Here is a 16,003-nt window from a genome sequence, read left to right on the forward strand (position 1 = left end):
AAAAGTACGAAAATATTTAGTAGCATTAGATGGATAGACCAAAGCCTACCTGTATCAAATTACTTTCCTTTGAATTAAAATACCCAATGTTAAAAGTAAGTGCCTTTAAGCTACTGATCCAGAAACCACCACCTTGTGAGGTATGCCATACGTTAGATGATTCGTTGGGCATCCAAACCCTACCATAATCAAAGCCACCATACATTCCGATAGTAACAGGAGACACAGCCGTTACATAGCGTTTAAGCTTTAATTTTAAATCTGATGATTGATAAAAGTAAGACTTTCCCGTAAAACGTTCATCTCTAAAACCTCTTAGTCCGTTATTACCTCCAATAGAAGGGGTATGGTAAAAGTAAACATCATTATAATCAAAAAGACCTTTGTATTCTGCAGTGGTACTTAGTACTAAATTTCCTTTAGATTCCAATTTGTGATCAATACCGACTTTTAAAGAGGCATATCCAAATTTGTTGGCATTATTATTAAGATTGATTTTGTATCCTGCAGAAAAACCAAAATAAATAGCTTTCGAAGGGAAATCGCCTGCGTCGTCGCGGTCGTAATAACCGGTTAGTTCTGCCCCGCCGTAATTTTGATTTTCAAAAATGGCATCTTCTAAATTAGTGGGCTTAAAAAGGCGATCGGCATTATCTGCAACCTTAAAAGATTCAAAAAGGCCTTTTATACGAAAGCTATAATAAGCTAAACCTGCACTGGCTTTAAATGTTCTAATTCTACCTCTATAAAAATCTCTGCTTAAGGCATCTTCATTATTTATGGTTTCGTTTCCAAAACCAAAAAAATTACTTACGTAACGGTCGTTGGCAAAATAAGCGTCCATTTCAAAGTTCCATCCCGGAAAAACACTTCCGTAGACACCAGAGTAAGAAAGTTCTGCCGCTTTGAATTTGAAAAAATAATTTGCACTAATGGTATGTCGCTGTCTAAACGAACCACCATCAATACCTTGTTGGGTGTATGTGTTAGATGCGCCCAAGAACAGACCGTCATCTGTTCTAAAACCTAAAGTTGGTACTAATATGTTAGTGTTCGGTTTAAAATATCTAAAATGAAAGGTATTCGTTTTGTAATTGTCGGTCAATAAGGTTTTGGGTTGTAGATTTTTGATATTGATTTTCTCATGCTCCCAATCATAAAGTTTTACCTTTTTCTTGTTAGCAATATTAAAAGTGTCTTCACCATATCCGCCCACAATTCTTAGCTTTGTCTTTGAATTTTTTTCGCCTTGTACGACAAATACATCATCATCGCCCAAACCATATAGCCAAACCTCTTTCGTTAGACTATCGTTAAGGGTTCTAGAGTAGAACAATTCATTTTTTTCGTCGGATAGGTTACGTCTAATCTCAATTTTCGTATCTCCGTTATCCATGCGGGTCATGGTGAAAATATCATCTTTTTCGGTACCGGTTACAGCCACGATCTTATTGAGATATTCAGCATAATCTTTAGCTGATTGGGTCAGCGTTGTAAGTCTTTGTTTTAAACTCTTCTTAATATATTCAGAAGTTTCGTCTTGTACTGATTTAGGTAATCTTTTAAATGCTTTTTCAATAACATCGTCGGTCATACCTTTTTGAATAGCCTTGGCTTCTTCTACCCACACTTCAGGCCCATAAGATGTTAGTAACGTACGGTCAAGTTTGTTACCCGAAAGGTTTAACCATTTAACATTATCAATGTCTTCATCGTAAGTTTCCCAGTTTCTTGAGTTAGGTACGAACCAATTAATAAACGGAATCACTTTTCCGTCAAATCTTGGAAATGCATTGTCGCGATCTCTAGGTATAGGCATAAATTCCTTTTCTCCATCCTCACTTTCATATTCTACCCATCTCCATTGATCTTGATGACGATCCCAGTCGCCTATCAACATATCGAATAATCTTGCTCTGATCAAGCTTTTTTCATCTACCCAGTAAGACTCGTCACTTTTAATTTTCTCAAGCATATCGGTAGTGCTTTCATAATCTGTAACCTCGCCCGAATTTTCATTAATGGTTCTTCTATAGCCTTTGTAATGTGCCTGCTCTTCAGATGGTCTACGCTCAATGTAGTAAAGTTCGTCTCCGTAGTTTTCATTGAACTGCTTTAAACTATCTTGTTTTGGAACATAAAACAAATCGGTATCTGAATGATTGATATCTACCGACCTTGCTAGAGGGTTGATTACTAATTGCATGTAGGGGTGTGCAGTAGTAAAGAAATCTGAAATAGCCTTTTCTGCCCAAGTATCTTGATAATCTTCGGTGTTATAGGATATACCGGGCAATTTGAATTTTAAGAACTTTAATGCACTCTTTTTTAGCGAACGCATGGCGTATTGTCTACCGTTTTTATCTTCTAACCTTAAGGAGAAAGATTGATGCCCCCCACCTTCTTTTACAACCGAAAGACCACCATATAGAGTATCTAGTTGCACTATGGGAGCCTCAACAGGTTGTCCGTAAAATTCACGGTACCGCTCTCCCCACAGAAATTTATAAGATTTACTCTTATTATAGTCTTTTGGATTATCCAAGATTTTAGCTTTCTTTGATTTTCCTGAATTTAAAGCAAATGAACTAAACTCTTTATTTGGTTCTTTTTTAGGAAGAACATTAAAAATTTTACCAGAATCAAGATTGTCTTCTGTAATGAATGTTACTTTAGAACTACCATCTTTAAAGTAGTCTAAACGAGCAAAACCTCTTTCTCCAAAAACGTATTTACCATTGTATTCGATAGATCCACCAATAGCGGTAATTCTGCCAGGACCTAATTTTGCTGCACTTTTAGTGCCAAGGGAACCACTTACAATTTGGTGAATACCCCCGCCTTCAAGTAATTGTAGACTTTCTTCATGCCCAGAGATTAGCGTAATTCTGTCATTAGCCTGTGCCAATGCGCTAACTGCAATGCGCAGGTAGTTGTAGCGTCTAGAGTTTACATGTTCTGGATCAAATGCACCCAAGTCCATAACGGCATTTTTAATAGTGCCTAATAATGGTAGCGGAGTAGCATGATCCTTAACCGTTGTCTTACCGGCATAGGTACCGTTTGTAAATACCGGGTGGTGCATGGCAATTACAATATTCTTACCTTGACCGTCACCAATGTACCCTTCCAATTCTTCCATAAACCGTCTGCGTGTAACAATATCAGTGCACTTACTGTTTATACCTTCAATTCTAGACCAGTTAGATACAAACCATTTCGAATCTACCAATATAAGATCCAAATCATCGTTGATCACTCTATGGTCAATTGGGCAGCCGTTATTGGGTACTACCGCCGTATTTTCTCTTTCAATGTCTTTCAGATAATTTTCAACCTTTTCAATTTTATCCAACTTATAACTTTTCCACTCATTGTTACCGGGCAGGAAAATAGTCTCGCCTTTAAAATTATCGGAAATGTTTAGCTGTTTTTGAATTAAAGTACTGTCTACAGCCCAATTACTGGTTTCTGCGGTTATATTATCGCCGGTAAATACCAAAGTGCTATTTTCAGGAGCCTTGTTCAGTTCTTCTTGAAATCGATTTAATAGCTTATCATTTGATGCTGAAGATATATTACCTAAACCACCCGCTATATAAAATGAATACGTAATTTCATCGCTAAAAGGCAATGCAAGCTCTTGTGAATTACGCTGTTCTTTAAATGTAGCGCATGAAGCAAATAAGAGCAGCAGAAAAACAAAAATAATGTGTTTACTCTTTTTATAATTGCTATCGGTAAGTTGAAATGGTCGGTTGATCATATATTATGTTAAGTTGATAATGGCACTATGTTGCCGTACTTAGTTGGTGAAAAATATGTTTGATACAATAATACCACATATAAGAAGTACTAGAAACGCAATTAATATGGTTACGCCCAATTTAGTCTTCTTGTTCTTTTGAAGAATATATTCTTGTGTTTCTTCTTCAGGTTCTTTTACAAATTTTGTTTCTTCTGTCATCGTTTTATTTTTTAATATATACTGTTTTTTTGTTTACAAATTCTAGAATTCCTTCTCTAGATAATTCTCTACCGTAGCCAGATGCTTTTGTGCCTCCGAAAGGTAGTCTTGGGTCCGATTTTACCATGTCATTGATAAAAAAAGCACCATCTGGTATGTTTGAAATTACGTTCATAGCTTCATTGATATCCGCTGTAAATAGCATGCTACCTAAGCCAAACCTAGAATTCGTTGCTAAAGATATAGCCTCTTTCCTGTTTTTTACTTTGGTAATCGCGGCAACGGGCCCAAAAGTTTCCTCTTTGAATACCGGCATATCCGCAGTTACTTCTGTAAGTATAGTTGGTGAAAAATAGGCTTGGTTTCTCATGTTTCCCAATACTACTTTTGCCCCTAACTTTACTGAATCATTGACTTGTTGTTGTAATTCTTCGGCTAAATCTTCGCGGGCCATTGTACCTAAAAATGTATCTTCGTTCATAGGATCACCACTTTTAAGCGACTTCGTTTTGGCTATAAATTTTTCTAAAAAGGCGTCATAAATTTCTTCGCAGACGATAAAGCGTTTAGCGGCGATACAACTTTGACCCGTATTTTGCATACGTGCTGTGACCATGGTGTCTAAATAACTATCTAAATCTGCATCTTCCCAAATTATACAAGCATTGTTACCACCAAGTTCAAGAACAGATTTCTTTAAGTTTTTACCCGCTGTTGCCGCGATGGATTTTCCGGCTTTTTCACTTCCGGTCAAGGTTACCGCTTTAATACCGTCATCGCCAATTAGCTTTTCTATTTCTTCGTGTCCGGCTTTTATACTTTGAAAACATCCTTCAGGGTAACCTGCATCTAAAAACAACTGTTCAATTGCCAAAGAACAACCCGTTACATTTTGTGCATGTTTTAGAAGTGCCGTATTACCTGCCGTCAAGGTTGGTGCTGCAAAGCGAATTACCTGCCAAAAAGGGTAGTTCCAAGGCATAACCGCAAGAACGCAACCTATAGGGTCGTGACTTATGAAACTTTCGTCTGCATCGGTTTCTATTATCTCGTCTGCCAATAAATCTTCGGCATTTAGCGCGTAAAAGTCGCACGCCCAAGCACATTTTTCAATTTCTGATATACCTTGTGTATATGGCTTACCCATTTCTTGAGCCATAAGTGTAGCATACTCCTCTTTACGTTCAATAAGCAGTTCTGCGACATTGGTCAATAATGAACATCTGTCTTTAATTTCCATTTCTGCCCAAGAAGCTTCAATAGTTAAGGCTTTTTTCAACTTAGCTTCAATATCGGCATAGGTATCTTTAGTGTAGGTGTTTACTATAGTACCATTATATGGGTTTTTAACTTCATATTTTTCCATGGTACAAATGTAGAGTTAAGAAGACCCATGTGTTAATTCGTTTCATTTTATTCTTGACCCGTTTAAACTATTGTTATAGTTAATATTAAAAGGTTTAGAGTCAAGTAATCGATGAATGATCTTAGACCTTTGTTGAAGACGATGATATATTTATGGTCGTATTTAAAAAGAACGTTTAACCTTAAAAATTATAACATGAATAATAGTGGAAATACATTATTGGCGATTATTGCAGGTTCTGCCATTGGTGCGGCCTTAGGAATTCTTTATGCACCTGATAAGGGTGAGAATACTAGAAGATTAATAGCAGATCAAGCAGCGGCAACTCGAGATAATTTTGCCGATAGTGCGGTAGATTTAAAAAATAGAGTTGCCTCTAAAATGACCGATGAAAAGCAAACGTTGGACACTAGAGTAGAATCTTTGGTATCTGACTTAAGTTATAAAACAGAAGATGTGATTTCAACCCTTGAAAAGAAATTATCAGAGTTGAAAACGAAAAACAAAAAATTGCAGAAAACGGTATAAATGGGAGTTATTGATTCACTTAACGAAACGTCTAACAAGGCAATTGATGTAGGAGAGGTTTATTATAAAAAAACTCAGGAGTACTATAGGCTTAAAGTGTTTCAACAATTAACAATGACCACTGGTATGCTACTGAAAATGGTAGTTATGGGTGGTCTTGCTTTTTTGGCACTTATGTTCATTACCGTGGCCGGAGTCGTTTTTTTGGCAAACGTCATTGATAGTATGGTAGGTGCTTGTTTAATTGCAGGTGCTCTCTTTTTATTGTTGTTGGTTATAGCTTATGTTCTTAGAAGTAAAATTGACAGCATGTTGGTAAAAAAGTTATCGGATAAATTCTTTAATTAAAAAATATGTACAAAAATTTTGAGGAGGTCGAGTTTAATTTAAAACGCTTAAAGTTAGAGCGAGAGATAGCTTTAGAAGAACTAAAAGGACTTAAACAAGATGTACAAGAAGATTTGAGTCCGTATAACTGGGTTTCTACGGCATTTTCCGCAGCCAAAAAATTTGGTATGCTTTATCTCATGCGTAAAGTGGTAAAATAATTAGCATAAAATATTCTAGTAGTGAAAGCTACGGTATAAAAAAAGCACCTTTAAAAGGTGCTTTTTTTATGTTGATTGTACTAAGTGTTGTTATTCTTTGGTCCAAGCATCTAACATCCAACTTACCTTTTCTATTTCACCAATATAACCGCCCATCATATCAATAGTACCTTCATCGCCACCATCTTCGGCTTTCTTGATGACCTTGTTCATTTGCTTTAATAAAGTCTCATGTTGATCCAAGATATTTTTAACCATTTTGGTATCGGCAATCAAAGAAGGAGTTTCTTTGATAGAAGACATTTCAAAATATTTTGAGAACTCGCTTGTTGGATTATCCCTTAAGGTTAATATACGCTCAGCGATTTCGTCAATTTTTATTCTTGCATCTGTATATAACTCTTCAAACTTGATATGAAGGTCAAAGAAATTTTTTCCAGACACGTTCCAGTGGTATCCTCTTAGGTTTTGATAATATATATTATAATCTGCCAATAAGGTATTTAATTCGTTAACAATTGGCTTTATATCTTTTGATTTTATATCTAAATAGCTCATAAAATTTTGTTTAATTGTTTTGAACAAAATTAATGAAGTTGATCCATTAGTGTTAACTCAGATACCTACATGATGAACCCTTTAACAAATATTTTACGTATAAATTACTCTTCGTTTACCAAGGGTTTAAGGTTGATGTAAGAGTAGTTGATTTTGCCTACATGGTCATATTCGGTAGAGTTTTGTTTTAGCGACCCCCAATCGAATTGATCGTTGAGGTTGTTATCTTTATAATATTTTGTCAGACCTTCGGTCAACAAAAGATATTCGTTAAGTCGTATTTTATTCTTTAGTAATTTATGGGCGATTATAAGATCCTCGCCAAATAGCTTAATACTGTTGCCTACTTTGGTAAGGGCTATTTCTTTTCCATAATGTAAAATGATTTTTAATCCCAATATATCTGGGATCGTAGCGGCATCTTTGTTTGTTTTATGTTTTTTTCGAAGGGTATCTAATTCTTTATAAAATTCAGTATAAAAAATTCTGCATTGATCGATAAGGTTTTCTAGACTTGGCATTTCTCCGGTCTTAAAAAAGAGAACAGCATCGCCTTCTATTTCTGAAACCTTTAGCCCAATTTTATTGGTGTAGATAATTTGGTTTAATAACGCAGGTATAATTTTTGAGCTCAGTTCAAAATCCGTTTCGCTCATAAACTCGGTAAACCCGCTTATGTCTGGTATACATATTAACATAGGTTCTCCTTTCATAAGCTTTGTATTTTGGATTAAGGTATACAACTTTGACTATTTAAAAGAATCCATTTCAGAAAAATAATATCCCAAAGCAACTCGCCTAAACATAAACCAGCTCACAAACAGCGGTTTTAGGTTACAAAAGATTGGAATAGAACACTCAACTGGTAACTTGAATGATTAATTTTATTCCATATTGTAAAAAGAACATAGACAACTATTCTTTCTAGTTTATGTCAAGCAAATATTCTTAAAAGAACTTATATATGAACTACTCTGAACTATTATCAAGTGAACCACATGATGTAGCTGCGCATATGCATTTGAAATATGTGAATAGAGAGTCCTTGTCCATATTAAGAATAAAGGAAAAAGAAAAATTTCTGTATCTATTAAAAAATAAGCCCCTTAAAAAAAAGTCTGAAATTACTAGAATAGAAAAGTTGGTTATACCACCTGCATGGCAAGAAGTAAAAATAGCATCTATTGCCAACGCACACTTACAGGCAGTAGGCTATGATGTAAAACAAAGGCTGCAATATCGTTATCATGATTTATGGCTAAGGGTAAGAAACCGAACCAAGTTTTTAAGAATGCACCATTTTGGGGAAGCCTTGCCGAATATTCGTAAAAAGGTAGATGAGGATCTACAGTTAGAAGGCTGGCCCAAAGAAAAGGTTTTGGCCTTAATTGTTAGGTTAATGGAAGAAACCCATATTCGTATTGGAAATAGACAATATGCGAAAAGAAACAAAACCTATGGCTTATCGACTTTAAGAACGAGACATTTAAAGACCAGTAAGAATAAGCTAAAGTTTGAGTTTACCGGTAAGAAGGGTAAAAAACATAATATTACCCTTAATAATAGAAAATTAAGAAAATTGGTTTTACAATGTGAAGAAATACCAGGTTGGGACCTTTTTCAGTTTTTTGATGAAGACGGTACAAAAACTGCGGTAGATAGTGGTATGGTAAATGAATATTTGCAAGAAATCAGTGGAGATGTTTTTACGGCAAAAGATTTTAGAACATGGTCTGGAACATTGATTTTCTTTGAATCTTTAGTCGAAAATGAACCCACAAAGATAGAAAGCGAGATTAAGAAGAATATTATAAAGGCTTTTGACGATACCGCAAAGGCTTTGGGCAATACTAGAAATGTATGTAAAAAGTACTATGTACATCCATTCGTAGTAAGTAAATATGAAAGAAATGAGCTAGGTGAAGCCATTAAAGAAGTAGAAACTACAAAAGCAACGGAAAACCAAACCGCTGCCGAGAAAGTGTTGATCAATTTAATAGCCGACTTTAATCCGTTAAAAAGTTTGGCTCAAGAAAACTAAGGCTCGAATAAAACCTTAGTCTGCACGTTCTACTTCGCTTTCGCTTTTTAAAACGTAATCTCCGTCATCTTGTTTAATGTATAGCGCCTTATCGTCATCACTACCATTTCTGGTAACATCGTTTCCTTTTATAGTCTTTGTTGTTTTTGAAGTATATGTTTCTTCTACTTTACCTTCGGCGGTGCCATTACCCCATGACCATTTTACTGTAGTACCTTTTCTAATCATAATATTTTAATTTTTGTTTGTGCTTTCCATCACTTCTAGTGTTTGGAGAACAAGTGATGGAAACTACCTATATAAGATGCACAAACGTGAGAACTAATTTGATACTGCAAGTTCTAAAATCTAATAGTTTATTGTGTAAGATGGGCACTATATTTTTAATGCTATTCATCTGATTATTAACCCAATTCAAAGGAGTTAATCCAATTTTTTTTCAAGGTAAAAAAGACCGCTTATCTACTATAAATTTGAATTCAAAACAAAGCATATGTTAGATTTAGTAATAGGTATTTTAATCATGGGCATTTTAGGCTATGTAGCTTTTTTAGTGCAAGATTATTTAATTGAAAGTACATTGAAAGATTTAACCGAAGACGAGAACGATGCAGCTTTTGAGATTGATATGGAACACGTGCTAATGTATTCGAATCAATCTAAACCAAAAGACTTAAACGAACTTAAAAGAAAATTACAGGATTTCAAGAATAGGAATAAATTTTACAGGATGTAAATGTGGTTTACATCTTAAAATAAAAAACCACATCATTAAAATAATATACAATGAGTACATATACAGAAGAAGTAGGAAACAAGTTAAACGACCTTTTAGAAAAAACATACGATGCCGAGAGAGGCTTTAAGAAGGCAGCTGAAAATACCGAGAACGCTCAGTTAAAATCATATTTTGAAACAAAGGCGCAACAACGTTACGATTTTGGGCATGAACTAAAATCTGAATTCAAGACCTTCGGTCAAGAAATAGATAAAGGTGATAGCGTAACCGGAAAAGCCCATAGAGCTTGGATGGATGTAAAAGCGTTATTCTCATTAGATAGTGCAGAAGCCATGCTAGAGGAAGCCATTAGAGGTGAGAAAGCCGCAATAGAGGAGTATGACGATGTTTTAGAAGACACCTCGTTACCATCTACAACGGCAACTGTTTTAACAAGCCAAAAACAGGCAATTAAAAACGGGCTATCAAACATTAAAATGTTAGAGGATATTAGATAAACTCATGTTTGTCCAATTAAAAAAGAGGCTATTATAGCCTCTTTTTTTTTGCTTTGTTTTAAACACAAATCGAGCTTAAAATAAGAAATTACAGCTCTTCTTTAATGCGTTATCTTTTTATGTTTCTGCAATAAAGACGCAGTGGTTATTTGCCGAACTTTATGTTTAAAGCAAAAGATTGATATGTATTTTAAAATTTCGAATACAGCAAAAATGAGGGAGATAGAGCGAGATGTAAATGCTTTGTTCAAGTATCCAAATTTATATAGTCCACAAGTGGTCATTAGCGGTTTAACAGAGGTTTCCATACCTATAATAACTATGAATGAGCCGGAAGTCATTAATTTGGCAATTTGGGGTTTGTTGCCCAGTAATTTCAATGATGATTGGGGGTTGTTTCAAAAGCTTACCAATACACTGACCCTACCGGCACACAAATTAGAATCTGATATTTGGTACCATGATTCTTTCATGAATCGGCGGTGTATAATTCCTGTAACCGGCTTCTTTACTTCGGTATTGAAAAATGGAGAGATCTATCCGTATCATATTAGCAGTAAGAAAGGCGAAATTCTGTATTTAGCGGGTATTTATACTATTCTGAACGATGGTTTTATTACGTGTTCTTTATTGACCGGACCTTTAGAAAAAGAAGTGGTCAATTTTCAGAACCTAGTAGATTATATGCCGGTAATAATTGACCGCGATGATAAATACGAATGGTTCTTTAGTGACACTACAATCGAAAGGACCAAAGAGATATTACGGCCCCCGCATAAAACAGATTTGGAGATAAGACCTATTGCCAAAAATCTGTTCAATCAAGGCATATCGTACGATAGTATGCTAATGCCTTATGAATATCCAGAAAGTTAGCGAATTGCAGCATTTTTATTCTTTATGTGCTTTCTATATTCCGTGGGTAGAATACCATAAGTCTCAAAGAAAATCTTAGAAAAGTAACTTCTACTTTTAATGCCTATGGCGTATACGATTTCAGATATTGATAGGTCAGAATTTTTAAGATAGTCTTTTGATATCTCTAATTTTAATTGTCTTACATACTCGTTTACAGTTTTTGAGTATAGAACTTTGAATCCTAATTGCAATTTTTTTGGGCTCAACCCAGATTCTGTACTTAAAGCGGAAATAGATATATTATCGGAAATATGTTCTAAAATATAGGTTGTAAGTTTATGAATTTTAAGAATATCTTCTTTTGAAATAGCTTCAGGTAAATTCATATTTTCTTCAAATTTTTTATGTTCCAATAATTGCAATGATAGAATAATGTACAGTCTGCCTTCTAAAGAAAGTGACCTTAGCATACCATCATTTGCATCGATATCGTTCAATAATTTAATCTCGTCTGCAATTCTTAGGCTAAAGTTTCCTTCGTGCTGAAAGGAGATTTCGCCTTTACTGTCATTAAACAGTGAAACCAATAGCTGATTTAATTGAGAAACATTATTGTTTTTCTTTTGTAAATATTCTTTTCTATCTACACGAATAAAGTTGATTTTTAGAAGTTCATCTTTAGGAAACAGAAAGGTCTTTTTCGTATCTCGTTTGTGAGATATTATCGTGTTTTGAAATTGTTCTAACCTGGTATATTTATCCGTATTATCATTACTATACTTAAAGTATCCTTCGGAAATAAATATAAATTCTATAGGAGTTAAATTTTGGTTTTGAAAAACAACCTTAACATCCTCATTAAGTTTAATGTTACAGTCAATAAATGAAACACCTCGTTCAAAGCTGATTGTTCTTAATGTTCCTTTGCCACAACTATTGTTAAAGGTTATAATACTCTCGCCCCATTTTTTCAACAGCCTACCTTTAAGGCTATTCTGTATTTGAGCCACTATATCGTCAGAGGTAGAAGTGGTTATATTTAGTTCGTTCATATTTTAAGTTCGAGCACAATACTAATTGTACACTACAAAAAAAACGAAAACAGAATTTTAAGATTAACATTTATGAAATGTTAATTAACACGAATGAGCACTTTGTAAATAATTAAAGTGTTAAAATATATGCAATAAAGATTAGACGATTATTATTTTATTTCTGTATTTGAACTATTTGAAGATGCCAATTTTTGCATGTATTGTTTTGGAGACATTGCATATCTTTCTTTAAATAATTTAGAAAAATAGCTTCTAGAATTAATTCCAATTCTATAGGTAATTTCTGTTATATTCAAAGTTGTAGTCTCCATTAATTTACGCGCTTTTTCCATTTTCTTGTCTTGGGAAAATTCTTTGACCGATAAACCAAATAAACTTTGAAAACCATTTTGCAATGTATTTTGGTTGAGTCCAACTTTTTTAGCTAGTGTAATTATATCTGGAGTTTCTTCTAGGTTTTTATTTAAAATATTTGCTGCTTCCTCAATTTTAACTACTGTAGATTGCCTTAATATTGTTCTCTTATCCGATGGCGACGCATCGTCTAAATACTGCCTTAAGTGGTGTGCAAGAATTTCATAACATTTACCCTCTATAAAAACACTTTTGGTAAAACCTTCATCTTCGGTATCGTTTATTGCATCAATACATTTAGCGATATCTAAACTATAATGGCCTTTGTGAAAAAACAGGTTTATGCCGTTTACATCTCTAAAAAGCCCTTCAAGATCTTCATTCATTTCTGGTAGAAACGATTCTATTTTTTCTTCAAATAGTTTTCTGTTGATCTCAAGATTAAAAAAGCACATAGGTTCATTCGCTTTTAGGGTAAGAACATTACCATACTTACTATTACAAGAGAAAATGGCACTTTCCAAATGCTTGATTTCTGTCTGTTTGTCTTGTCCATCAAACTCATGTAGCAATGTTTTTTCTCTATTGAATACTATTTCCAATGGCTGAACCAAGGACTGATTTAGCACAAACCGAACATCTTTTTTAAGCGTGATATCAACGTCCATAATACCAACACCATGAGAAAAACTAATTGCTTTTATATGTCCGGTACCCGATTCTTCAGGAATATCCATACATATCTCATTATTTTCTTCCTTATAGTTCACACCTAATCTTAGTGCAATGTCTTTTACCACATCTATAACATTCAATTCTTTAAGTTCTTTTTTTGTGCTCATTGACAACGGTATAGATGTACAATATAGGTTAAATTTTTAAAGATGATGTACGTTAAAAAACCGTAGTTTAAACATATAAAACATAGTAAGCGTCAAATTGATTATAGTAATTGGGTAGATGAGTTAATATCCTTTTTTTTACAACTAAGCGCTCTCTCTTAAAAAATGCATCTTTGGCATGAAAGGTATTGGAAACTATATAGTTAACAAATTATCCAATATACTTACATATTAAAATGTTAACCTAATTATTAAAATCACATATTATGAAAAAGTCACTATTAATGATTGTATTTGCATTTGCTACAATGAGCATTGCAACAAGCTGTAGAGAAGAAAAAACTACTGGAGAGAAAATTGAAGAAGGAATGGATGATGTTGGAGATGAAATAGAAGATGGCGCCGACGAAGTTGAAGACGCGGTAGAAGATGCTACAGATGACAACTAGAATATAATATTGCTATGAAAATCGAAGCCAGATAGTTCAACTATCTGGCTTTTTCATTTACAACGGTACTTCAATCTTTTTTTCCGTTTCCAGTTAATACACTTAGCAAGCCGTCTTGAAGATTGATCCATAAATAATTGAAGAATGATTTGTTTTTGACCCGTTCAGTAGATATTTCGCCGTATCTATAACCGTCAATGTCTGTTTTTGAACCATCGTTTATAAATAGGTTGCCTATAAAGGAGAGTACGCTTTTGACCCCGTTTCTTTCTTTGTTGAGCACTTGAAATTTAAAATCTTCATACTTCATTTTAATATCACCTGTTGCGGCATACTCATCACCTGATATAGTAAAATAAAGCTGGTCAATAGTCCCTGTAGTCTGTGTTCTTAAATTGGGCACCAAAAAATCGTTTAAACTAGCTGTATTGAAATTAGATAAACCACCTGATATAAGAAAAGTACTTTTAGGATCGTAAACATTAAACTGCCAATTAAGATCGAATTTTCCCGTGCCCATTAAATCGGCATTAAGCTGAATTTGAACAGGGTTTTCAACATTTCTTTTGTTCGATAAATTGCTGATTTTTACATCTAAATTTTCAAAACTCAATGCACCTGCCCCAACATTATTTGGAATATTCTCTTCATACATAATTGTCCCTTTTTCAATAAAAATGGAGTCAATTGCAACTTTAAAAGGTAGTTTCTGCAATAATTTGCCATAAAGTGGCTTATTTCTAAAATCTTCTAATCTAGCTTTATCGCGATATATTTCTAATTTAGGGTTAGATAGCAGAAGCTCTTTAAAGTTTACTTGTAAAGAGTCGTTGGAGACCGTATAATTATGTTTGTCTACTTTTATAGTAGGAACGGATAAGTAAATATGGTCTCTTTCATACCTTATTTTTTTACTTAATTCAGCTTTAGAATATACTGTAGAAAGTACTATGTCAGTAATATTTATAGTCGTGTTATTCATTAGTAAAGAAGCCATTTCAAGCTCTTCGAATTCACCCAATGGTGCATTGATGTTATTGACCTCTATGTTATAATCGGCAAATTCAAAAGGAACATATTTTGTTATGATATCTGGATCGGTAGCAACTTTTTTTAATGAAAGGTTTATTTGCTCAATAGCTATGAGTTCTTTTTCTTCATTAGAATCCCAGATATTAAGCTTACCTGCATCAAAAATAATTTCTTCTACGAAAATCTCTTTCAATAGATTAATCGGGTTGCTTTTATTCGCAACTACATTATCTGATTCTTGCGGGCAGGTCTTAAAGTTTAGATGAGGTTTAGTAAGGGTAAGCGATTTTATGTAGATGGCGTTCTGAAATAATATTTTCCAGTAGTCGAAACCTTTTATAGATAACAGTTCTGCATCTACCTTAATTTCGCAAGAAGAGGTCTGTTTACCAGAACTAATTACGGCAACATTTTTAAACGCTATGTTGCCCTTTATAAGATTGATACTTATCTGGTCGTAAGAGAAGTCTATATGATCGGGCACCTTTCTTTCTAAAAAGCTAACGACCTCTTTATTCATTTTCCATTCGGCAAGCATATAACCGCCCACGCAGAAAACAATTATTAAGACAAGCCATTTTAAAATTTTGGACATAAGGTATATTTAAAGCAATGGTTTTAGAAGTTAAGTAAACCCTATGTTTCAAAAATAAATTAAGTGCTATTTAAAAAAACCCTTACTTATAAGGTTTTTCTATACCGGCACTATCAGAATCCATATATTGCTTAAAGTCTGATGCACTTGTAAGCTCAATAAATTCCTTACCTTTTATGACAATGGCGTTTTTCAAAAAACTTGGGTTTTTGTCCAATATTTTCAACCAACCGTCATCATCAAGATTTACGGTATCTTCACCATAAGCATCTTTAAAATCTGGGTGATCGGTATTGATCAGATCAGAAAGATTATTACCAAGACCATCGGCTAACTCTGCCCATTGGGTGCCTGTTACATTCGTTTTAGAAATGTCTATTGTTAAATGTTCTTTATCAGAAGACTGCACGTAGGCATTCAATTGTTTTCCAATAGAGTTTTCTGAACTGTAGTATAATGTTATCTGTTTTTTATCCATAGCAATTACTCCCATTACTTTTTTTTAAATGTACTCACTATCAAAACCAATAATTGACTCTTTTAAAATGAAAAGTATCTTCATAGGGTTTTAAGG

Annotated in this window: 18 protein-coding genes; 8 read left to right on the forward strand and 10 right to left on the reverse strand. The window is 34.0% G+C overall.

Translation table 11 applies throughout. The features are described 5' to 3' along the window. Positions 1 to 25 precede the first annotated feature (25 nt). Genes SJY30_RS14105 through SJY30_RS14115 form a run of 3 tightly spaced genes read right to left on the reverse strand, consistent with a single transcriptional unit; the run spans position 26 to position 5,333 of the window. Positions 26 to 3,766 carry a ShlB/FhaC/HecB family hemolysin secretion/activation protein gene (locus SJY30_RS14105; RefSeq protein ID WP_396632789.1) on the reverse strand — a complete coding sequence of 1,247 codons (3,741 nt, stop codon included), beginning with the start codon at positions 3,764 to 3,766 and terminating at the stop codon, positions 26 to 28. A gap of 39 nt (positions 3,767 to 3,805) precedes the next feature. Then, positions 3,806 to 3,967 (reverse strand): hypothetical protein, encoded by a 162-nt coding sequence (locus tag SJY30_RS14110; RefSeq protein WP_396632790.1) that lies wholly within the window; start codon positions 3,965 to 3,967, stop codon positions 3,806 to 3,808. 4 nt (positions 3,968 to 3,971) lie between these two features. Beyond that, a complete protein-coding gene (locus tag SJY30_RS14115; protein WP_396632791.1) occupies positions 3,972 to 5,333 on the reverse strand; it encodes an NAD-dependent succinate-semialdehyde dehydrogenase in 1,362 nt (453 codons plus the stop codon). Between the two features lie 195 nt (positions 5,334 to 5,528). On the opposite strand from SJY30_RS14115, the gene SJY30_RS14120 reads away from it, so the two are divergent. Genes SJY30_RS14120 through SJY30_RS14130 form a run of 3 tightly spaced genes read left to right on the forward strand, consistent with a single transcriptional unit; the run spans position 5,529 to position 6,409 of the window. Then, positions 5,529 to 5,861 carry a YtxH domain-containing protein gene (locus tag SJY30_RS14120; protein WP_396632792.1) on the forward strand — a complete coding sequence of 111 codons (333 nt, stop codon included), beginning with the start codon at positions 5,529 to 5,531 and terminating at the stop codon, positions 5,859 to 5,861. Further along, positions 5,862 to 6,209: a phage holin family protein gene (locus SJY30_RS14125; protein WP_396632793.1), complete on the forward strand. Its 348-nt coding sequence runs from the start codon at positions 5,862 to 5,864 to the stop codon at positions 6,207 to 6,209. A gap of 5 nt (positions 6,210 to 6,214) precedes the next feature. Next, a complete protein-coding gene (locus SJY30_RS14130; protein ID WP_276470658.1) occupies positions 6,215 to 6,409 on the forward strand; it encodes a hypothetical protein in 195 nt (64 codons plus the stop codon). Positions 6,410 to 6,499: 90 nt separating this feature from the next. On the opposite strand, the gene SJY30_RS14135 is transcribed toward SJY30_RS14130, so the two are convergent. Together SJY30_RS14135 and SJY30_RS14140 are read right to left on the reverse strand one after the other, a co-directional pair. Beyond that, positions 6,500 to 6,967, reverse strand: a complete 468-nt coding sequence (locus SJY30_RS14135; protein WP_396632794.1) for a Dps family protein — start codon at positions 6,965 to 6,967, stop codon at positions 6,500 to 6,502. Positions 6,968 to 7,071: 104 nt separating this feature from the next. Then, positions 7,072 to 7,680, reverse strand: coding sequence for a DUF2652 domain-containing protein (locus SJY30_RS14140; RefSeq protein ID WP_396632795.1), 609 nt, complete (start codon positions 7,678 to 7,680; stop codon positions 7,072 to 7,074). A gap of 251 nt (positions 7,681 to 7,931) precedes the next feature. Between SJY30_RS14140 and SJY30_RS14145 the strand changes: the two genes are divergently transcribed. Continuing rightward, on the forward strand, positions 7,932 to 9,008 hold the full coding sequence (locus tag SJY30_RS14145; protein ID WP_396632796.1) for a DNA topoisomerase IB: 1,077 nt from the start codon (positions 7,932 to 7,934) through the stop codon (positions 9,006 to 9,008). Positions 9,009 to 9,023: 15 nt separating this feature from the next. Here the strand turns inward: SJY30_RS14145 and SJY30_RS14150 are convergent, their stop codons facing one another. After that, positions 9,024 to 9,236, reverse strand: a complete 213-nt coding sequence (locus SJY30_RS14150; protein WP_396632797.1) for a DUF2945 domain-containing protein — start codon at positions 9,234 to 9,236, stop codon at positions 9,024 to 9,026. Between the two features lie 265 nt (positions 9,237 to 9,501). Here SJY30_RS14150 and SJY30_RS14155 point away from each other — a divergent pair, with 265 nt between their 5' ends. From SJY30_RS14155 to SJY30_RS14165, 3 genes are all read left to right on the forward strand, one after another. Continuing rightward, a complete protein-coding gene (locus SJY30_RS14155; RefSeq protein ID WP_396632798.1) occupies positions 9,502 to 9,744 on the forward strand; it encodes a hypothetical protein in 243 nt (80 codons plus the stop codon). Between the two features lie 50 nt (positions 9,745 to 9,794). Further along, a complete protein-coding gene (locus SJY30_RS14160) occupies positions 9,795 to 10,244 on the forward strand; it encodes a PA2169 family four-helix-bundle protein (protein WP_396632799.1) in 450 nt (149 codons plus the stop codon). A 183-nt stretch (positions 10,245 to 10,427) separates the two neighbouring features. After that, positions 10,428 to 11,120, forward strand: coding sequence for an SOS response-associated peptidase family protein (locus SJY30_RS14165; protein WP_396632800.1), 693 nt, complete (start codon positions 10,428 to 10,430; stop codon positions 11,118 to 11,120). Here the strand turns inward: SJY30_RS14165 and SJY30_RS14170 are convergent. Then, positions 11,117 to 12,154, reverse strand: coding sequence for a helix-turn-helix domain-containing protein (locus tag SJY30_RS14170; RefSeq protein ID WP_396632801.1), 1,038 nt, complete (start codon positions 12,152 to 12,154; stop codon positions 11,117 to 11,119). The genes SJY30_RS14165 and SJY30_RS14170 overlap by 4 nt on opposite strands. A gap of 152 nt (positions 12,155 to 12,306) precedes the next feature. Then, positions 12,307 to 13,353, reverse strand: a complete 1,047-nt coding sequence (locus tag SJY30_RS14175) for a helix-turn-helix domain-containing protein (RefSeq protein WP_396632802.1) — start codon at positions 13,351 to 13,353, stop codon at positions 12,307 to 12,309. Between the two features lie 266 nt (positions 13,354 to 13,619). On the opposite strand from SJY30_RS14175, the gene SJY30_RS14180 reads away from it, so the two are divergent. Beyond that, on the forward strand, positions 13,620 to 13,802 hold the full coding sequence (locus SJY30_RS14180; RefSeq protein WP_036150642.1) for a membrane protein: 183 nt from the start codon (positions 13,620 to 13,622) through the stop codon (positions 13,800 to 13,802). A 70-nt stretch (positions 13,803 to 13,872) separates the two neighbouring features. On the opposite strand, the gene SJY30_RS14185 is transcribed toward SJY30_RS14180, so the two are convergent. Beyond that, on the reverse strand, positions 13,873 to 15,429 hold the full coding sequence (locus tag SJY30_RS14185; protein WP_396632803.1) for a hypothetical protein: 1,557 nt from the start codon (positions 15,427 to 15,429) through the stop codon (positions 13,873 to 13,875). Between the two features lie 82 nt (positions 15,430 to 15,511). Then, entirely contained in the window at positions 15,512 to 15,922 is a 411-nt protein-coding gene (locus SJY30_RS14190; protein ID WP_396632804.1) for an arsenate reductase family protein, read from the reverse strand. Between the last annotated feature and the right edge of the window lie 81 nt (positions 15,923 to 16,003).

The sequence above is a fragment of the Maribacter sp. R86514 genome (assembly GCF_044597005.1).
Taxonomy (GTDB): Bacteria; Bacteroidota; Bacteroidia; order Flavobacteriales; family Flavobacteriaceae; genus Maribacter.